Source organism: Streptomyces sp. NPDC044704, assembly GCF_056433525.1.
In genome coordinates this window covers 1-16,322 of record NZ_JBWKGY010000028.1, presented here as the reverse complement: position 1 = coordinate 16,322, position 16,322 = coordinate 1, and the positions used below count along the sequence as shown (strand labels likewise).

16 protein-coding genes are annotated in these 16,322 nt (G+C 73.0%); 12 read left to right on the top strand and 4 right to left on the bottom strand.

The window, feature by feature from the left end; translation table 11 throughout:
- Window positions 1-33: 33 nt before the first annotated feature.
- The 3 genes from AC07B0_RS36950 (at window position 34) to AC07B0_RS36940 (ending at window position 3,294) form a co-directional block, all read left to right on the top strand.
- Entirely contained in the window at window positions 34-1,614 is a 1,581-nt protein-coding gene (locus tag AC07B0_RS36950; RefSeq protein ID WP_469383530.1) for an amidohydrolase, read from the top strand.
- Window positions 1,615-1,680: 66 nt separating this feature from the next.
- A complete protein-coding gene (locus tag AC07B0_RS36945; RefSeq protein ID WP_478900151.1) occupies window positions 1,681-2,364 on the top strand; it encodes a hypothetical protein in 684 nt (227 codons plus the stop codon).
- 405 nt (window positions 2,365-2,769) lie between these two features.
- Window positions 2,770-3,294 carry a GNAT family N-acetyltransferase gene (locus tag AC07B0_RS36940; RefSeq protein ID WP_469383526.1) on the top strand — a complete coding sequence of 175 codons (525 nt, stop codon included), beginning with the start codon at window positions 2,770-2,772 and terminating at the stop codon, window positions 3,292-3,294.
- 57 nt (window positions 3,295-3,351) lie between these two features.
- Here AC07B0_RS36940 and AC07B0_RS36935 read toward each other — a convergent pair whose 3' ends face one another.
- The 4 genes from AC07B0_RS36935 to argC are packed head-to-tail and all read right to left on the bottom strand — an operon-like array spanning window position 3,352 to window position 7,827.
- A complete protein-coding gene (locus AC07B0_RS36935) occupies window positions 3,352-4,581 on the bottom strand; it encodes an acetylornithine transaminase (protein WP_469383525.1) in 1,230 nt (409 codons plus the stop codon).
- Complete coding sequence (gene argB / locus AC07B0_RS36930) at window positions 4,578-5,627, bottom strand: acetylglutamate kinase (RefSeq protein WP_469383523.1); 1,050 nt, start codon at window positions 5,625-5,627, stop codon at window positions 4,578-4,580. Before argB ends, AC07B0_RS36935 begins: the two co-directional genes overlap by 4 nt.
- A gap of 17 nt (window positions 5,628-5,644) precedes the next feature.
- Window positions 5,645-6,796 carry a bifunctional glutamate N-acetyltransferase/amino-acid acetyltransferase ArgJ gene (argJ, locus tag AC07B0_RS36925; RefSeq protein ID WP_356879888.1) on the bottom strand — a complete coding sequence of 384 codons (1,152 nt, stop codon included), beginning with the start codon at window positions 6,794-6,796 and terminating at the stop codon, window positions 5,645-5,647.
- On the bottom strand, window positions 6,793-7,827 hold the full coding sequence (gene argC, locus AC07B0_RS36920) for an N-acetyl-gamma-glutamyl-phosphate reductase (protein ID WP_478900149.1): 1,035 nt from the start codon (window positions 7,825-7,827) through the stop codon (window positions 6,793-6,795). Before argC ends, argJ begins: the two co-directional genes overlap by 4 nt.
- A 317-nt stretch (window positions 7,828-8,144) precedes the next feature.
- Between argC and AC07B0_RS36915 the strand changes: the two genes are divergently transcribed.
- The 9 genes from AC07B0_RS36915 to AC07B0_RS36875 form a co-directional block, all read left to right on the top strand.
- On the top strand, window positions 8,145-9,590 hold the full coding sequence (locus AC07B0_RS36915; RefSeq protein WP_356879884.1) for an MFS transporter: 1,446 nt from the start codon (window positions 8,145-8,147) through the stop codon (window positions 9,588-9,590).
- A 163-nt stretch (window positions 9,591-9,753) separates the two neighbouring features.
- Complete coding sequence (locus tag AC07B0_RS36910) at window positions 9,754-10,947, top strand: trans-sulfuration enzyme family protein (protein WP_478900148.1); 1,194 nt, start codon at window positions 9,754-9,756, stop codon at window positions 10,945-10,947.
- Window positions 10,948-11,011: 64 nt separating this feature from the next.
- Window positions 11,012-11,527 (top strand): MaoC family dehydratase, encoded by a 516-nt coding sequence (locus AC07B0_RS36905; RefSeq protein WP_478900146.1) that lies wholly within the window; start codon window positions 11,012-11,014, stop codon window positions 11,525-11,527.
- A 111-nt stretch (window positions 11,528-11,638) separates the two neighbouring features.
- A complete protein-coding gene (locus AC07B0_RS36900) occupies window positions 11,639-12,478 on the top strand; it encodes a class I SAM-dependent methyltransferase (protein ID WP_356879878.1) in 840 nt (279 codons plus the stop codon).
- Window positions 12,475-13,521, top strand: a complete 1,047-nt coding sequence (locus AC07B0_RS36895; protein WP_478900145.1) for a methyltransferase domain-containing protein — start codon at window positions 12,475-12,477, stop codon at window positions 13,519-13,521. Before AC07B0_RS36900 ends, AC07B0_RS36895 begins: the two co-directional genes overlap by 4 nt.
- Before the next feature lie 69 nt (window positions 13,522-13,590).
- Complete coding sequence (locus AC07B0_RS36890; protein WP_478866082.1) at window positions 13,591-14,484, top strand: diiron oxygenase; 894 nt, start codon at window positions 13,591-13,593, stop codon at window positions 14,482-14,484.
- A 33-nt stretch (window positions 14,485-14,517) separates the two neighbouring features.
- Complete coding sequence (locus tag AC07B0_RS36885; RefSeq protein ID WP_478900144.1) at window positions 14,518-15,405, top strand: class-II aminoacyl-tRNA synthetase family protein; 888 nt, start codon at window positions 14,518-14,520, stop codon at window positions 15,403-15,405.
- A 1-nt stretch (window position 15,406) separates the two neighbouring features.
- Complete coding sequence (acpS, locus tag AC07B0_RS36880) at window positions 15,407-16,222, top strand: holo-ACP synthase (RefSeq protein WP_469383514.1); 816 nt, start codon at window positions 15,407-15,409, stop codon at window positions 16,220-16,222.
- On the top strand, window positions 16,219-16,322 hold a 104-nt coding region (locus AC07B0_RS36875; protein WP_356879938.1), incomplete at its 3' end, for an S-adenosylmethionine synthetase N-terminal domain-containing protein. The genes acpS and AC07B0_RS36875, both read left to right, overlap by 4 nt.

Below are 16,322 nucleotides of genomic sequence, written 5' to 3'. Positions count from 1 at the left end.
ACTAGGCACTAGGCACTCAGGGACGGGGACTCCATGCTCTGCACGAGGCTGACCAACGCGAACGTCGTCACGATGGACCCGGACCACCCCGTCGCCCACGACGTGGGCATCTGGCAGGGCCGGATCGTGGGCCTGGACGAGGCGGTGACCTCGCTCCCCGCCCGCGAGGTGATCGACCTCCAGGGGGCCACCGTGCTCCCCGGCTTCATCGACAGCCACGTGCACCTCGCCTGGACCGGGCTGAAGGCGGCCACCCCGAGCGTTGCCGGCCGCGGCCGGATCGAGGACGTCCTCGCCGTCGTCGAGGAGGCCGCCTCCCGGCAGGCCGCGCCCGGCTCCTGGGTGGACATCGCCGGGTACGACCAGCGGGTGCTGGGACGGCACCTCACCGCCGCTGAACTGGACCGCGTCAGCCACGGGCACCAGGTGTTCCTGATGCACGACTCCGGACACGCCTGCGTGGTCAACTCCGCCGTGCTGGACCGGCTCCCCGCCGGCGTTCCGCACGAGGACGGCTTCCTCGCGGAGGGCGCCATGAGCGCCGCCCGGGCCCTGCGGCCGCCCTACTCCCAGCAGGAACTCGCCGACGCCATCGAGCGCGCCGCCCGTACCTGCCTCGCCGAGGGCGTCACCGCCTGCGCCGAAGCGGGCATCGGGGGCGGCCTGCTCGGCCACAGCCCGGTCGAGCTCGGCGCCTACCAACTCCTGCGCGACCAGGGCCGACTGCCCCTGCGCGTACAGCTCATGGCGGCCGCCGACACCCTGAAGCCCGTCACCACGCCGCCCGCCGACGGCATCCCCCGCGCCCTCGCCCTCGGCATGCGCACCGGCTTCGGCGACGACTGGCTCTCCCTGGGCGCCCTCAAGGTCTACACCGACGGCGGCATGATGGCCCGGACGGCCGCCCTCACCAGCCCGTACGAAGGCACGCAGCACCTCGGACAGCTCCAGGACGATCCGGAACGCCTCGCGGACACCATCGTCGACGGCCACCTCGCGGGCTGGCAGCTCGCCGTCCACGCCATCGGCGACCGCGCCGCCGACCTCGCCCTGGACGCGATCGAGCGCGCGCAGCGCATCCGGCCGCGCCCCGGGGCCCGGCACCGCGTCGAACACGCCGGACTGATCCGGCCCGACCAGCTGCCGCGCTTCGCCCGGCTCGGGGTGAGCGCGGTCGTCCAGCCCACCTTCCTGTACTCCTTCGGGGACGACTACGCCGCCATCATGGGTGCGGAACGGGCGCCCTGGATGTACCGGGGGAAGGGGTTCCTCGACCACGGCATCACCCTGGTCGGCAGCTCCGACCGGCCCGTCACGGACGGATCGCCGCTGCGGGCCGTGCAGTTCATGGTCGAACGCGCCTCCTCGACCGGGCGGCCGATCGGCCCGGACGAGGGCATCACGGTGGACCAGGCGCTGCACGCGTACACCGTCGCCGGGGCCTACGCCTGCCACTGGGACGACCGGGCGGGCAGCCTCACGCCCGGCAAGCGCGCCGACCTGGTGGTGCTGGGCGACGACCCGCGGCGCGTCGACACCTCGCGGATCGGTGACATCGAGGTGGTGGCCACGTTCGTGGACGGAGTCAGGACGCGGGAGCAGAAGGCGCCGTGAGGCGCGACCGCCCGGACCGCCCTGTGCGCAAGGGCGTTGCGGGTACCGGAACACGGGGGTGCGGGGATGCAGGAGCAGGAGCAGGAGCAGGAGCAGGAGCAGGGGCGGCGGCGAGCGCGGCAGGACGAGTGGGCCGACGAGGTCCTGTCCCGCATGGGCTCCCAGGAAATGATGGAACGGGCGCTGCGCGAGGCGCTGCGGCGTACGCCCAGTCAGCGTGAAGAAACGATTGCTCAGATGGCTGACGCCTTGCGCGGGGCCGCCCAGGGCCTTTCCGTTGCCGGGTGCGCGGCCGCCGCCGGGGTGCCGGAGCGCATCCTGCGCGAGTGGCTGGAGATCGACGCCAGCTTCGCCGAGGCGCTCCGCGCCGCGCACGCGCTGGCCGAGGCCCACGGTCTCCGGCCGGGCGCGGAGCCGACCCCCGCCGCGCTGCACCTGATGCTGAACGCGATCCGCAAGGGAGCGGCCTGGCCGACCGCGGCGACGCTCGTCGGGATCTCCGTCCGCGGGTTCAACCGCCTGCGGGCCGAGGCCCCACAGGTCGGCGCCCTGATCGCCGCGGCCCAGCGGGCCCGGCCGACGAAGACGGGGCCCGGCGGGCGGCGCCGCGTCCCCCCGGCCGGGAGCGGCGGGGCGGGCTACCGGATCGTCAGGCTGGACGACCCCGTCCTGTCCCCGGGCGGGCGTCCGGAGCCCGGGCCGGGCGGAGCGGGCGGTCCGGCGGGGCCGAACGGGGCGGGCCGGGCGTAGCCCTCGGGCGCCCTCGCCCGCGACCCGAGCCGGGGAGCCCGCAGTGTTGAGCGCAGGGCCCTGAGTGTCGGGCCCTGGGCTTCGCCCCTGGGGGTCGGGCCTTGGCGTCGGGCACCGGTCGTCGGGCCCGGGCTTCGCCCTGAGCGTCGGGCCCCGATCGTCGTGCCCCGAGCGCTGCCCCGAGCGCTGCCCCGAGCGGCCGGAACGCCGGGCTCGGGGGCGGTGTGCCGTGGTCGTGCCGGGCGCGAGGGGCCCCTGTACGCGGCCTCGTTGGCCCGGGTGGGGGAGCGGGGCCCGGGGTTTTGCCTCCCACTTAAGTAAGGCTAACCTTGGTTGCGTGGTTCCGGGTGGTGCGGCGTTCGAGTCGCCTTCCGCTCGCGCCGCAGCCGTACGGAAAGGTAACCCTTGATCACGCTCGCTTCGCGGACCGCCCCCCGGTCCGCCCGTGCCACTCTGCCCGACGCCCTCCCCGTACGCTCCGCGCACTCCGGGGACGCCGCCGCCCTCGCGGCCCTGTCCCAGCCGTTCGTGCGGTCCGGGGCGCTGCGTGCGCGCTCCCTCTCCCTGTACGCGGCGGACGCCGCCGACTTCCTCGTGGCGGACGCCCCCGACGGCACGCTCCTCGGCGCCCTGGCCCTGCGCGTCCACCCCGCCGACGCGGCGAACGGCCGCGGTGCCGCGGGCGTCCTGTACAACTTCTGCGTCGCTCCGCGCAGCCAGGGCCGCGGACTGGGTGCGGCGCTCCTGAACGCCGCACTGGCGCGGGCCAACTCCCGGTCGCTGACCGCCCTGTTCACCGCCACGACGGGCAGCGGGGAACTGTTCCTGCGGCACGGCTTCGCCCCGGCCCACGTGAGCCTCGCGCCCCCCGCCTGGGCGAACTCCCTCTCCCCGCACCGCAATTCGCAGGTCCTCGCCCGGGCCCTGTAGGAGCGGAAACCGAAAAGTGGCCGGCACCCCCTCGGGGTGCCGGCCACATCCGTGTTCTCAGGCGCCGAGGACGCCCGGCAGGGCCGCCAGGAGGGCGTCCACCTGCGACTCGGGCACGTTCAAGGCCGGAGCGAGCCGTACGGTCGTGGGCCCGGCGGCGTTCACGAGGAAGCCCGCCTCCTGCGCGGCCCCCTGCACGCGCGGGGCGACCGGTTCGGTGAGGGCGATGCCCAGCAGCAGCCCCGCGCCCCGCACCTCGGCCACCCGGGGGTGCCCCAGTGCCCGGATGCCGCGCCGCAGCCGCTCGCCCTGCCGCGTGACGTGCGCGAGCAGGCCCTCGGACTCGATGGTCTCCAGGACCGCGAGCCCGGCCGCGCAGGACAGGGGGCTGCCGCCGAAGGTCGAGCCGTGCTGACCCGGCGTCAACAGGTCGGCGGCCGCACCGAAGGCCACCACCGCACCGATCGGCAGACCACCGCCCAGCCCCTTGGCCAGGACCACCACGTCGGGCTCCAGGCCGTCTTCGGCCTGGTGGGCGAACCAGTGGCCGGTACGGCCGATCCCGGTCTGCACCTCGTCCAGCACCAGCAGTGTCCCCGTGGCCCGGGTGATCTCGCGCGCCGCCCGCAGGTAGCCCTCCGGCGGCACGATCACACCGGCCTCGCCCTGCACCGGCTCCAGGAACACCGCCGCCGTTTCCTGCGTGACCGCTGCCCGCAGGGCCTCCACGTCACCGAACGGTACGTGGGACACCCCGCCCGGCAGCGGCAGGAACGGCTCGCGCTTGGCCGGCTGACCGGTGAGGGCCAGCGCGCCCATGGTGCGGCCGTGGAAACCGCCGTCGGCGGCGACCACGTGGGTCCGGCCCGTCCGGCGGGCGATCTTGAACGCGGCTTCGACGGCCTCCGCACCGGAGTTGGCGAAGAACGCCCGGCCGGGCCTGCCCAGCAGCCGCACCAGCCGCTCCGCGAGCGCGACCGCGGGCTCGGACACGTACAGGTTGGAGACGTGCCCCAGCGTCGACAGCTGCCCGGTGACGGCCGAGATCACGGCGGGGTGGGCGTGGCCGAGGGTGTTCACGGCGATCCCGCCGGTGAAGTCGGCGTAGGCGCGCCCGGCCTCGTCCCACACGGTGCTGCCCTCGCCGCGGACCAGGGCCAGCGGCGGGGTTCCGTAGTTGTCCATCATGACCGCGCGCCAGCGGTCCGTCAGTCCCCGGCGGTCCGGGTCCGTGGCGGACGGCGGCCGGACCGGGCCGGTTGCGAGGGTCGCGTTGCCGAGGGTCATGCCGTTCTCTCTTCCAGGTCCGGGACCACGGTGGTGCCGGAGACGTCGCCGGACAGGACGCTGCGGAGCACGGAGTGCGGCACACGGCCGTCCAGCACGTGCGCCCTGCGCACGCCCGCCCGGACGGCCCGCAGGCAGCCCTCCATCTTGGGGAGCATTCCGCTCGCCAGCTCCGGCATCAGCTTCTCCACGCCTTCGGCCGTCAGGCACCCGATGACCTCGGTGCTGTGCGGCCAGTTCGCGTAGACCCCCTCGACGTCGGTCAGCATGACCAGCTTCTCCGCGCCGAGGGCGACGGCCAGCGCCGACGCCGCGAGGTCGGCGTTGATGTTGTAGACCTGCCCGTCCGTCCCGCGGGCCACGGGGGAGACGACCGGGATGCGGCCCTGCTCCAGGAGCGCCCGGATGGTGTCCGCGTTCACGTCGACGATGTCGCCGACCAGCCCGATGTCCACGGGTTCGCCGTCGACCCACGCTGCCCGCCGTACGGCGGTCATGGTGTGCGCGTCCTCGCCGGACATCCCGACCGCGAGCGGCCCGTGGGCGTTGATCAGGCCCACCAGCTCCCGCTGGACCCGGCCCGTCAGCACCATCCGTACGACGTCCATGACGTCCGGGGTCGTCACGCGCAGGCCCGCCTCGAAGCGGACCTCCAGGTCGAGCCGGTCGAGCATGCCGCTGATCTGCGGACCGCCGCCGTGCACGACGACCGGGTACAGGCCGGCGCGCCGCAGCTCCACGACGTCCTGGGCGAACGTCCGCTTGAGCTCCTCGTCCACCATGGCGTTGCCGCCGAACTTGATGACGACGGTGCGGCCGCGGAGCTGCTCCAGCCGGTCCGGGTCCAGGTGGTCCAGTTCCAGGAGGTCGAGCTCCGGCCGGCCGGGCTCCGGGCGGTCCGGATGCGGCAGTTCGGGCTCCGGGGCGGTCGCGGCCGCGTCCGCGCCCACCGTCGCGCCCACCGCCGTGCCCCCCGTCCTGCCCACTTCCGCGACCGTCCCGGTGGCCTGGGACGCGGGCGGGGTGGCGGCGATGCGTGGCTTCATCCGTGTGCCAGTTCCGCTCATGAGCTGTACGCGCTGTTCTCGTGGACGTACTCGGCGGTGAGGTCGTTGGTCCACACCGTCGCGGAGGCCGTGCCGGCGCGCAGATCGACCGTGATCACGATCTCGCGCGCGGACATGTCGACCTTGTCGCGGGGCTCGCCGGCCGCTCCGTCCCGGCACACCCAGACGCCGTTGATCGCGACGTCCAGGAGGTCCGGGTCGAAGGCCGCGGACGTCGTGCCGATCGCCGACAGGACCCGGCCCCAGTTGGGGTCCTCTCCGTGCAGGGCGCACTTGAGCAGGTTGTTCCGCGCGACGGACCGGGCCACCGTCACGGCGTCCGCCTCCGAGGCCGCGCCGACGACGGCCACCTCGATCTCCTTCGAGGCGCCCTCCGCGTCCGCGACCAGCTGCCGGGCCAGGTCCAGGCACACGGAGTGGACCGCGGCGGCGAACTCGGCGCGGTCGGGGGTCACTTCGGAGGCGCCGGAGGCGAGCAGCAGCACGGTGTCGTTCGTGGACATGCAGCCGTCCGAGTCCACCCGGTCGAAGGTGGTGCGCACGCCGTCCCGCAGGGCGGAGTCGAGCACGTCCGCGGTCACGTCGGCATCCGTGGTGAGGACCACGAGCATGGTGGCCAGGCCGGGTGCGAGCATGCCCGCGCCCTTCGCCATACCGCCCACGGTCCAGCCCGGACCCCGCGCCACCGCGGTCTTGTGGACGGAGTCCGTCGTCTTGATCGCGACGGCCGCGTCCTCGCCCCCCTCGGGCGACAACCGCCCGGCGGCCGAGCCGATCCCGTCCGTGATGCGGTCCATGGGCAGCCGGACGCCGATGAGCCCGGTGGAGCACACCGCCACCTCCCGCGCGTCCACGCCCAGCGCTCCGGCCGTCCGTTCGGCCATCACCCGCGTGTCCTCGGCGCCCGCGGGCCCCGTACACGCGTTCGCCCCGCCGGAGTTCAGCACGACGGCGGATATCCGGCCGTCGGCCAGCACCTCCCGCGACCAGCGGACGGGCGCCGCCTGGACCCGGTTGGAGGTGAACACGCCGGCGGCCGCCCGCGACGGGCCGCGGTTCACCACCAGGGCCAGGTCGGGAGCACCGGATTCCTTGATCCCGGCGGCCACGCCGCTCGCGAGGAATCCCTGTGCAGCGGTCACGGTCACGGAGCGACTCCATTCGTCGGCAGGCCCAGCCCTTCCGGCAGGCCCAGGGCGACATTCATGCTCTGCACCGCGCCACCCGCGGTGCCCTTCGTGAGGTTGTCGATGGCGCTCACGGCGATGAGGCGGCCGGCGTGTTCGTCCACCGTCACCTGCACCTGAACGCTGTTGGACCCGAGGACGGCCGCGGTCTGCGGCCACTGACCGGCCGGCAGCAGCCGGACGAACGGCTCACCGGCGTACGCGTCCTCGTACGCGGCCCGCGCCTCCCGCGGCCCCACGCCCGCTCCGGGCCGCAGGCGCGCCGAGCAGGTGGCGAGGATGCCCCGGGGCATGGGCGCGAGCGTCGGGGTGAACGACACCGTGACGCGCTCGCCCGCCACGCGGGACAGGTTCTGGGTCAGCTCCGGCGTGTGCCGGTGGCCGCCGCCGACTCCGTACGGGCTCATCGAGCCCATCAGCTCCGAGCCGAGCAGGTGCGCCTTCGCCGCGCGGCCCGCGCCCGAGGCCCCGCTCGCCGCGACGACCACGGCCTCCGGCTCCACCAGGCCCGCGGCGAACGCGGGGTACAGGGCCAGGGTCACCGCCGTCGGGTAGCAGCCGGGTACGGCGATCCGGCGCGCACCCTTCAACCCGTCCCGGGCTCCCGGGAGTTCGGGGAGCCCGTACGGCCAGGTGCCGGCGTGGGCCGAACCGTAGAACCGCTGCCACTCGGCGGCGTCCTCCAGCCGGAAGTCCGCGCCGCAGTCGACGACCAGGACGCCCGGCTCCAACTGCTCCGCGATCGCGGCCGATTCGCCGTGCGGCAGGGCCAGGAACACCACGTCGTGCCCGCGCAGCGACTGCGCCGAGGTCTCCGCCAGCACCCGGTCCGCGAGCGAGGGCAGGTGCGGCTGCACCTCCCCGAGCAGGCGGCCCGCACTGCTGTGCGCGGCCACCGCGCCGATCTCGACGCCGGGGTGCGCCGCGAGCAGCCGCAGGATCTCCCCTCCGGCATATCCACTGGCCCCGGCCACCGCGACCCGTACCGTCATGTTCTTCGTCCCTCTTCGCGCCTGCTCGGTGCCGAGTCGAACCCGACAGCAGCCCGGCTCCACCCCGCGGCTGAACTTTAGCTAAGCCTAACCTAACCTACGCCCTCCCACCCCGACCCCAGCCGAGCAGAGTCACCCCATATGCCGGATTCCTGACGTTCTGAATCCTTCTGGCGGGGCCGCCGCCGGGTCGCCGTGGGGCCCCTCGCGTTTCACGTCAGGGCCGCTGGACCGTCTCTTACATACCCCCCATGGGTATGCTACGTTGCTGCGCGAAGGTACCCCCTAGGGGTATAGGGCAGAGGAGGGTCAGGGCAATGTCAACCGTCAATCCCCGGCGCTGGTGGGCACTTGGCGTGCTTGCCACCGCGCAGTTCATGGTGATCATGGACACCTCGATCATCGGAGTCGCGCTCCCCGAGATGCAGAAGGACCTGGGCTTCTCGCAGGGCGAGTTGCAGTGGGTCTTCAACGCCTACGTCATCGTCTTCGGCGGGTTACTCCTGCTCGGCGGGCGGCTCTCCGACCTGTTCGGGGCCCGCAAGGTATTCGCCGCCGGCTGGGCCACGATGATCGTCGGATCGGTGCTCGCCGCCGCCGCGCAGAGCGCGGCGGTCGAGATCGCCGGCCGGGCCGTGCAGGGCGTCGGCGGTGCGCTGATCGCGCCGTCCGCCATGACCCTGCTGATGATCCTCTTCGGGCACAACCCGAAGGAACTCGGCAAGGCGATGGCCCTCTACGGAGCCGCCGCGCCCGCCGGAGGTACGGCCGGCGTGTTCCTCGGCGGGGTGTTCACCGAGTGGATGAGCTGGCCGTGGGTGTTCATCATCTACGTCCCGATCGGCCTCGCGACGCTCGCCGCCACCAAGCTGCTGCCCGCCGTCCAGGCCCGCCGCGGTTCCGTGGACGTCCTCGGCGCCGTCGCCGTCACCGCAGGGCTCGCGCTCGCCGTCTTCGCGGTCGTCCGCGCACCCGAGGTCGGGTGGGGCGCCACCGCCACCGTGCTGGAGCTGGTCGCGGCCGCCGTCCTGCTCGTGCTGTTCTTCGTGATCCAGCGGACCGTCCGCGAGCCGCTCATGCCGCTCGGCGTGTGGCGGATCCCGCGCCTGGGCTCGGCCAACCTCGCGATGACGCTGCTCGGCGCCGCCTGGATCCCGATGTGGTACTTCCTCAACCTGTACCTCCAGCAGGTCCTCGACTACGGGGCCTTCGCCTCCGGCGCGGCCCTGCTCCCCATGACGATCCTGCTGATGATCTTCATGACGGCGATCACCGCGCGCCTCATGGGCCGGTTCGGAGCGAAACCGCTGATCGCCGGCGGACTGCTGCTCCTGGCCGCCGGACTGGTCTGGCTGTCGGCGGTCGAGCCGACCGGGACCTTCCTCGTGGACGTCCTCCCCGCCTCGCTCGTCGCCGCGCTCGGCATGGCGCTCGCGTACATCCCGGCGATGATCGCCGCGATGTCCGGAGCCCCGCAGGAGCAGGCCGGCCTGGCCTCGGGCATCGTCAACACCACCTACAACGTGGGCTCGGCCCTCGGCCTGGCCGCGCTGACCGCCCTCGCCACCACCCAGGGCGCCGGCGAACTGGGCGACCTGCCCGCACTCACCGACGGATTCAGCGCCGCGTTCCTCGGCGCCGCCGTCATCGCCGCCGTCGGTGCGGTGGTCACCCTCCTCGTCATGAAGGGCGACCGGCCGGCGGCCGCCGCCGCTCCCGCCGCCGACGCCCCGGCTTCGCGCGGCGAGGCGGCGAAGGTGTGACCGTGACGGTGAAGGTGAAGGCGTGACGCGCGGGGCCGCCCCCGCTCACCCAAGGGGCCGCCCGACGTCCTCCCCGGACGTCGGGCGGCCCCTTTCCGTATCCGAAATTCCGACAGCCAGACGGCCCGACAGCCCGAGCACCCGAAGACCAGAGGAGTTCCCGATGCAGGACATCCGCACCCGCGCCGTGCACGTCGTCAACGAGCCCCCCGGCGGTGGCAGCAGCTGGCCGCTGTCCGTGCCGCTCGTCCAGTCGTCCGCCTTCGCCTTCGGCTCCGCCGACGAGCTGGCGCGGGCCATGGACGGCCCGGACGGGGAGTACGTCTACAGCCGCCGCGGCAATCCGACGGTACGCGCCCTGGAGCGGACCCTCGCCGGACTGGAGGGCGGGGCCTCGGCCATCGCCTTCGCCTCCGGCATGGGCGCCATCAGCGGCGTGCTGCTCGCGCTGCTGCGCCCCGGTGACCAGGTGATCGCGCAGCGGTGCCTGTACGGGGGGACGTACGCGGCGCTGAACGACCTGTCGGAGCGGTACGGGATCGAGGTCGCCCACATCAGCGGCGACGGGCCGGAGGAGTTCGAGGCGCTCGCCGGTCCCCGCACCCGGCTGCTGGTCCTGGAGACCATCGCCAACCCGACGGGCCAGGTCCCCGACCTGCCGGGCCTGCTGGCGGCGGCCCGGCGGCGCGGGGTCACCAGCGCCGTCGACAACTCCCTCGCCTCGCCCGTCCTGTGCCGCCCGATCGAGCTCGGCGCCGACATCGTGCTCCACTCCACGACGAAGTACCTCGCCGGGCACTCCGACGTCCTCGGCGGCGCGGCCGTCTTCGCGGACGACGCCCTGCGCCGCGAGGTGTGGCCCCGCACGGTCGAACTCGGGGCCTGCGCCGACCCGTTCGCCGCCTGGCTGACGCTCCGCGGCATCGCCACGCTGCCCCTGCGGATGCGCGAGCACTGCGCCAACGCGGGGCTGCTCGCGGAGCGGCTGGCCGGCCACCCCGCCGTGTCGGCCGTCCACTGGCCGTGGCTGGGAACCCACCCCTCGTACGCACGGGCCCGCAGCGTCCTCTCCGGCGGCGGCGGGCTGCTCTCGTTCGAGCTGGAGGGCGGCCGGGAGGCGGGGCGCGCCTTCGTGGAGGCGGTCCGCGTGGCGCGGCTCGCGCTGTCCCTGGGCGGGGTGGAGACGCTGGTGACGCACCCCGCCAGTACGTCCCACCGGGAGCTGGACGAAGGGGCGTTGGCGCGGGCCGGCATCGGTGCGGGCCTGGTGCGGATGTCGGTGGGCATCGAGGACCCCGAAGACCTGTGGCAGGACACAGAACAGGCACTCCGGTCTTCTTTTGGGTTGACAAAATAAAAGGCTGATTCGTAGATTGGTTCACGCCAGAGAAACCACTCCTCTACGTCAAGGGGGGCGCGTGATGCGCTACTTCGAGGACTTCCGGACCGGTGACGTCCACGAGCTGGGCACCATCACCGTCACCGCGGAGGAGGTGCTGGAGTTCGGGAAGCGCTTCGACCCGCAGCCCTTCCACACGGACCCCGGGCTCGCCGCTCGGACACCGTTCGGCGGCCTGATCGCCAGCGGCTGGCACAGCGCCTCGATGTTCATGCGGCGCTACGTCGACGGGCTGCTCGCCTACAGCGCCTGTACCGGCTCGCCCGGGGTCGACGAGATCCGCTACCTGAGGCCCGTGCGCCCCGGGGACGTGCTCACGGCACGCGTCGAGATCCTCGGCTCCCGCCCCTCGCCGTTCAACCCGGCCACCGGGGTCGTCCAGCCCAAGTGCACGCTCGTGGACCCCGAGGGCCGGGTCGTGTTCAGCATGATCCTGCACAGCATCTTCCAGCGGCGGCCCGCCGCGACCGACGCCGCGCACCCCGCGTCGTCGTGCGCGGCCGAGGACCCGGTCGCCTGCGTGCGTTCCCTGGCCTGACCCGGCCGGCGCGGGGACACCGCCACCCGCGAGGCGAGGCGCCGCCCTTCGGGCGTCCCGCCCCCCCCCGCCCGCCCCCACCCTGTCCGCCGAAGTGAAGGGAGACCTCCCGTGGAGGCCGTATCCCGCACCGCCCAGTGGACCGCCGCAGCGCGGGCCCTGGAGACCGACCGCGAGGACCGGCTGTTCGCCGATCCGTACGCGCGCACCGTCGCCGACACCATCGGCTTCGAACTGCTGGAGCGCTACGCGGGGGCCGGCACCGTGCCGTTCCTCGCGATCCGCACCACCTACCTGGACCGGGCGATCGTCCGCGCCGTCGAGGAACACGGCATCCGCCAGGTCGTGTTCCTCGCCGCGGGCATGGACACCCGCTTCTACCGGCTCCCGTGGCCCGACGGCGTCACCGTCTACGAACTCGACCGCCCCGCCCTCCTGGACGCCAAGGCGGACATGCTGGCCGGCGAACCGGCCCCGGCCGGCCGCACCCGCGTCACCGTCCCCGTCGACCTCACCCAGGACTGGACGGGCCCCCTCGCCGACGCCGGCTGGCGCGCCGGCGAACCGGTGCTGTGGATCGTCGAGGGACTGCTCTTCTTCCTCCCCGAACACGCCGTGCGCAACCTGATCTCCACGCTCGCCGGAACGTCCGCGCCCGGCTCCGTCCTCCTCGGCGACGTCATCAGCAAGTCCGCCCTGGACAACCCGCTGTCCCGGCCCTTCCTCAACTCCCTGGCGCAGGACGGGAACCCGTGGCTGTTCGGCACGGAAACCCCCGAGCAGCTCCTCACCGAATGCGGCTGGGCCGTCCGCGAGGTCCGCCAGCCCGGCGAAACCGGCGCCGACTTCGGCCGCTGGCCCTACCCCGTCCCCGCGCGCGCCGTCCCGCGCGTCCCCCGTTCCTTCCTGTTCACCTGCGACCTCCCGACCCCCGAGGTGAGAGCGGCATGACCGGTACCCACGACTTCCACCAGCGCGTCATCAGCGACGCCGGCGCCGCCGTACGCGGCCTGACCGTCGCCCTCGGCGAACGCCTCGGCCTCTACCGGGCCCTGGCCGAGGCCGGCCCGCTGACCCCGGCGGCACTCGCCGAGCGCACGGGCATCGACCCGCGGTACGCCGAGGAGTGGCTGCACGCCCAGCTCAGCGCCGGGTACGTCGAACGCCACCCGAGCGCCGACACGTACACCCTGCCCGCCGACCACGCCCCGGTGCTGGCCGATCCGAACGCCGTCACCTACGCCGCCGGGTTCTTCACCGCGCTCAAGGCCCTCTACGGCACCGAGGACCTGCTCGTCGACGCCTACCGCAGCGGCGACGGCGTCGGCTGGGCGGAACACGACCCGGCCCTCGACACCGGCATGGGCAGCTTCTTCCAGCCCACCTACGAGCACCGGCTCGTCCCCGACTGGCTGCCCGCCCTCGAAGGGGTCACCGGCAAGCTCGCCGCCGGCGGCACCGTCGCCGACGTCGGCTGCGGCGTCGGCCACACCACCCTGCTGATCGCGAAGGCCTTCCCGCAGGCGACCGTCCACGGCTTCGACTACTCCGAAGAGGCCATCTCCCTCGCCCGCCAGCTCGCCGAGGAAGCCGGCCTGTCCGACCGGGTCGTCTTCGAGGTCGCCTCCGCCGACGACTACCCGGGCAACGGCTACGACCTGGTCACCTTCTTCAACGCCCTGCACGACATGGGCGACCCCGTCTCCGCCGCCCAGCACGTCCACAAGTCGCTGGACGCGGACGGGACCTGGATGCTCGTCGAGTCCAACGTGTCGCCCGCCGACATCGACACGCAGACCCCCGCCGCCCGCATGTTCATGGCCCTGTCCGCCGTCATGTGCCTGCCCGTGGCCGTCGCGCAGCGCGGCCCCCACGCCCTCGGCAACCACTCCGGCGAGAAGGCCTTCCGCGCCATCGCCGAAGAAGCCGGCTTCACCCGCTGGCGCCGGGCGACGGAAACCCCCGTCAACGCCGTGTACGAGGTCCGCCCGTAGGCGACCGCCCACCCGGGGCCCGAGCCCAGGGGCATGACGCCCCCCGCCACCACACCGAGGAGACACACCATGGGCGTCAGCGCCCCCCTGCCGGTCACCGACCGGTTCCTGGAAGTCCTGGACCGGCTGAGCTCCCGCTCCATCGAGGAGTACTACAACCCGTACCAGCAGTTCGACTGGCCCGAGAAGCTCGAAGAGGGCCGGATGTGGATGACCCCCGAGCTGCTCACCGTCTACGGAACCCCGTTCTACGACGAGCTCGACGAGCAGACCATCCAGCGCCTCTCCAAGTGGGAGAGCATCAACTTCTACAGCCTCAACGTGCACGGCATCCGCGAACTGCTCATCGAGGTCGTCGGCCGGATCCACATGCCCGGCTTCGAGGTGCCCTCCGACTTCTTCCACCACTTCATCGGTGAGGAGAACGAACACATGTGGTTCTTCGCCGAGTTCTGCCGCCGGTACGGCGACAAGATCTACGGCTCCACCGCCCTGCGCGCCGACTCCGCCTGGGAGCCGGAGGTGGAGAACTTCCTCGTCTTCGCCCGCATCCTGTTCTTCGAGGAGCTCGTCGACCACTACAACACGCGGATGGCACGCGACGACTCGCTGTGCCACACCATCCGCGAGGTCAACCGCATCCACCACCAGGACGAGTCCCGGCACATCGCCTTCGGCCGCGAACTGGTCTCCCTGCTCTTCGCCCGGATGCGCGAGGCCGTCCCCGCCGCCCGGCTCGCCGAGGTCGAGGCCTACCTCAAGCGGTACGTGGTCTACAGCGTCAACTCCCTCTACAACCCCCACGTCTACCGCGACGCCGGCATCGCCGACCCGATCGCCCTGCGCAACGCGCTGGTCGCCGACGAACGGCGCCGCCCCTTCGAACGCAAGACCATCCGCAAGCCCCTCGGCTTCTTCCTGAAGACCGGGATCTTCACGGACGACGTACTGCCCGTCGTCTGAGAGGGCCGACCGCCGCCCGAGAGGTGACTCCCCATGACCGTCACGACCACCGAGAGCGCCACGCCCACCGCGACCGCCGCGACCGCCACGGACATGCACGGCCTGCCGTCGCTCGGCCCCGAGGGCACCGCCCTGCTGCGCCTCCTCGACGACACCTTCGAAGGCTGGGGCGTACGGGCGGGTGCCCGTTCCATGACCATGCCCCCGCTGCTCCCGGCCGCAGACCTGGCCCGGCTCGACTACTACGACAACTTCCCCCACCAGGCCGTCGTCGCCGCGCCGCTCAACCTGGACGTCCGGGAGACCAGCGAGTTCTGTACCGACACCGGCTGCTTCCCCTGCGACGCCCTCCAGCCGGCCGCACTCGGCCTCCCGTCCGCCTCCTGCTACGCCGTGTACATCGACCACCAGGGCCGGCCGGCCGCCGACGACGAACTCGTCACCGTGGTCGGCTGGTGCTTCCGCAAGGAACAGCACTACGAGGGACTGCGCCGCCAACTCGGCTTCCGCATGCGGGAGATCGTCGCCATCGGCACCCGCGAGCACGCCGAGGCCCACCTGGCCGCCTTCACCGCCCGGATCAACGCCTTCGCCGCGGCCCTGGACCTGCCGCTGCGCCGCGAGGCGGCCTGCGACCCGTTCTTCGACAAGGGCAGCTCCAAGGCGGTCCTCCAGCGCCTGACCCCGGTCAAGCACGAGTTCCTGTACGAGGACCTCGCCATCGCCTCGGTGAACACCCACCGCAACTTCTTCGGCGACCGCTGCGACATCCCCCTCGCCTCCGGCGGCGGACCGGCCTTCACCAGCTGCGTCGCCTTCGGCCTGGAGCGCTGGCTGTCCGCGCTCACCCGCCGCCACGGCAGCTGGGAGGCGGCGACCGCCGCGGTCCTCGGCGCGAACGCGGCCGGGCCGGCGATCTGACGTGCCGACCCGACCCGTCGCCGCCCCGCCGGCGGGCGGCCTGGGCTGGGCGAACCTCGGCATGGACATCGTGTCCGTCACCCGTGTCCGCCGGCTGCTCGCCACCCACGGCGAGGACTTCTTCCAGCGCATGCTCACCCCGGGCGAACTCGCCGACTGCCGCACCTCCGCCAGGCTCGACGTACTGGGCCTGTGCGGACGGATCGCCGCCAAGGAGGCGGCGTTCAAGGCACTCCGCGTCCGGGCGGCCGTGTTCCTGCCCTGGCTGGACATCATCGTGCGGCGCTCCGAAGGCGGCTGGCCGCTCGTGGAACTCCACGGTGCCGCCGCCGGGATGGCCGCCGCGTCCGGCATCGCCGGGATCTCCGTCTCCATCAGCCACGACGTGGACTACGCGGTGGCCATCGCCGCCCCCGTCCTCGAAGCCGGCCCGCCGGCGCACCCCGGCCCGCCCGCACTGCCCGACCCGCTCGGCCCGTCACGTACCGCATCCACATCCACATCCACATCCGCGTCCCCGTCCTCATCCGACGACGCATCCGTGCACCGCACTTCAAGGAGAGACACCATGTCCGAAGGCCTGCTGTTCATGAAGAACTGGCTCCTCGCCCGCCACGAGGACCTCGACGACATCGCTTCCGACCTGGACCTCATCGAGCACCGGCTGATCGACTCGCTGTCCTTCGTCGAGTTCGTCTTCCTGCTGGAGCAGCACAGCGGACGCCCGATCCAGCTGGAGACCCTGGAGGTCGACTCGATCCGCACCCTCGACGCCATCGAGGCCCACTTCTTCTCCGTCGAGGTGGGGCAGGCATGAGCACGCGCCTGTTCACCTCGGAGTCCGTGACCGAGGGTCACCCCGACAAGATCGCTGACCAGATCAGCGACACGATCCTCGACGCGCTCCTCACCGAGGA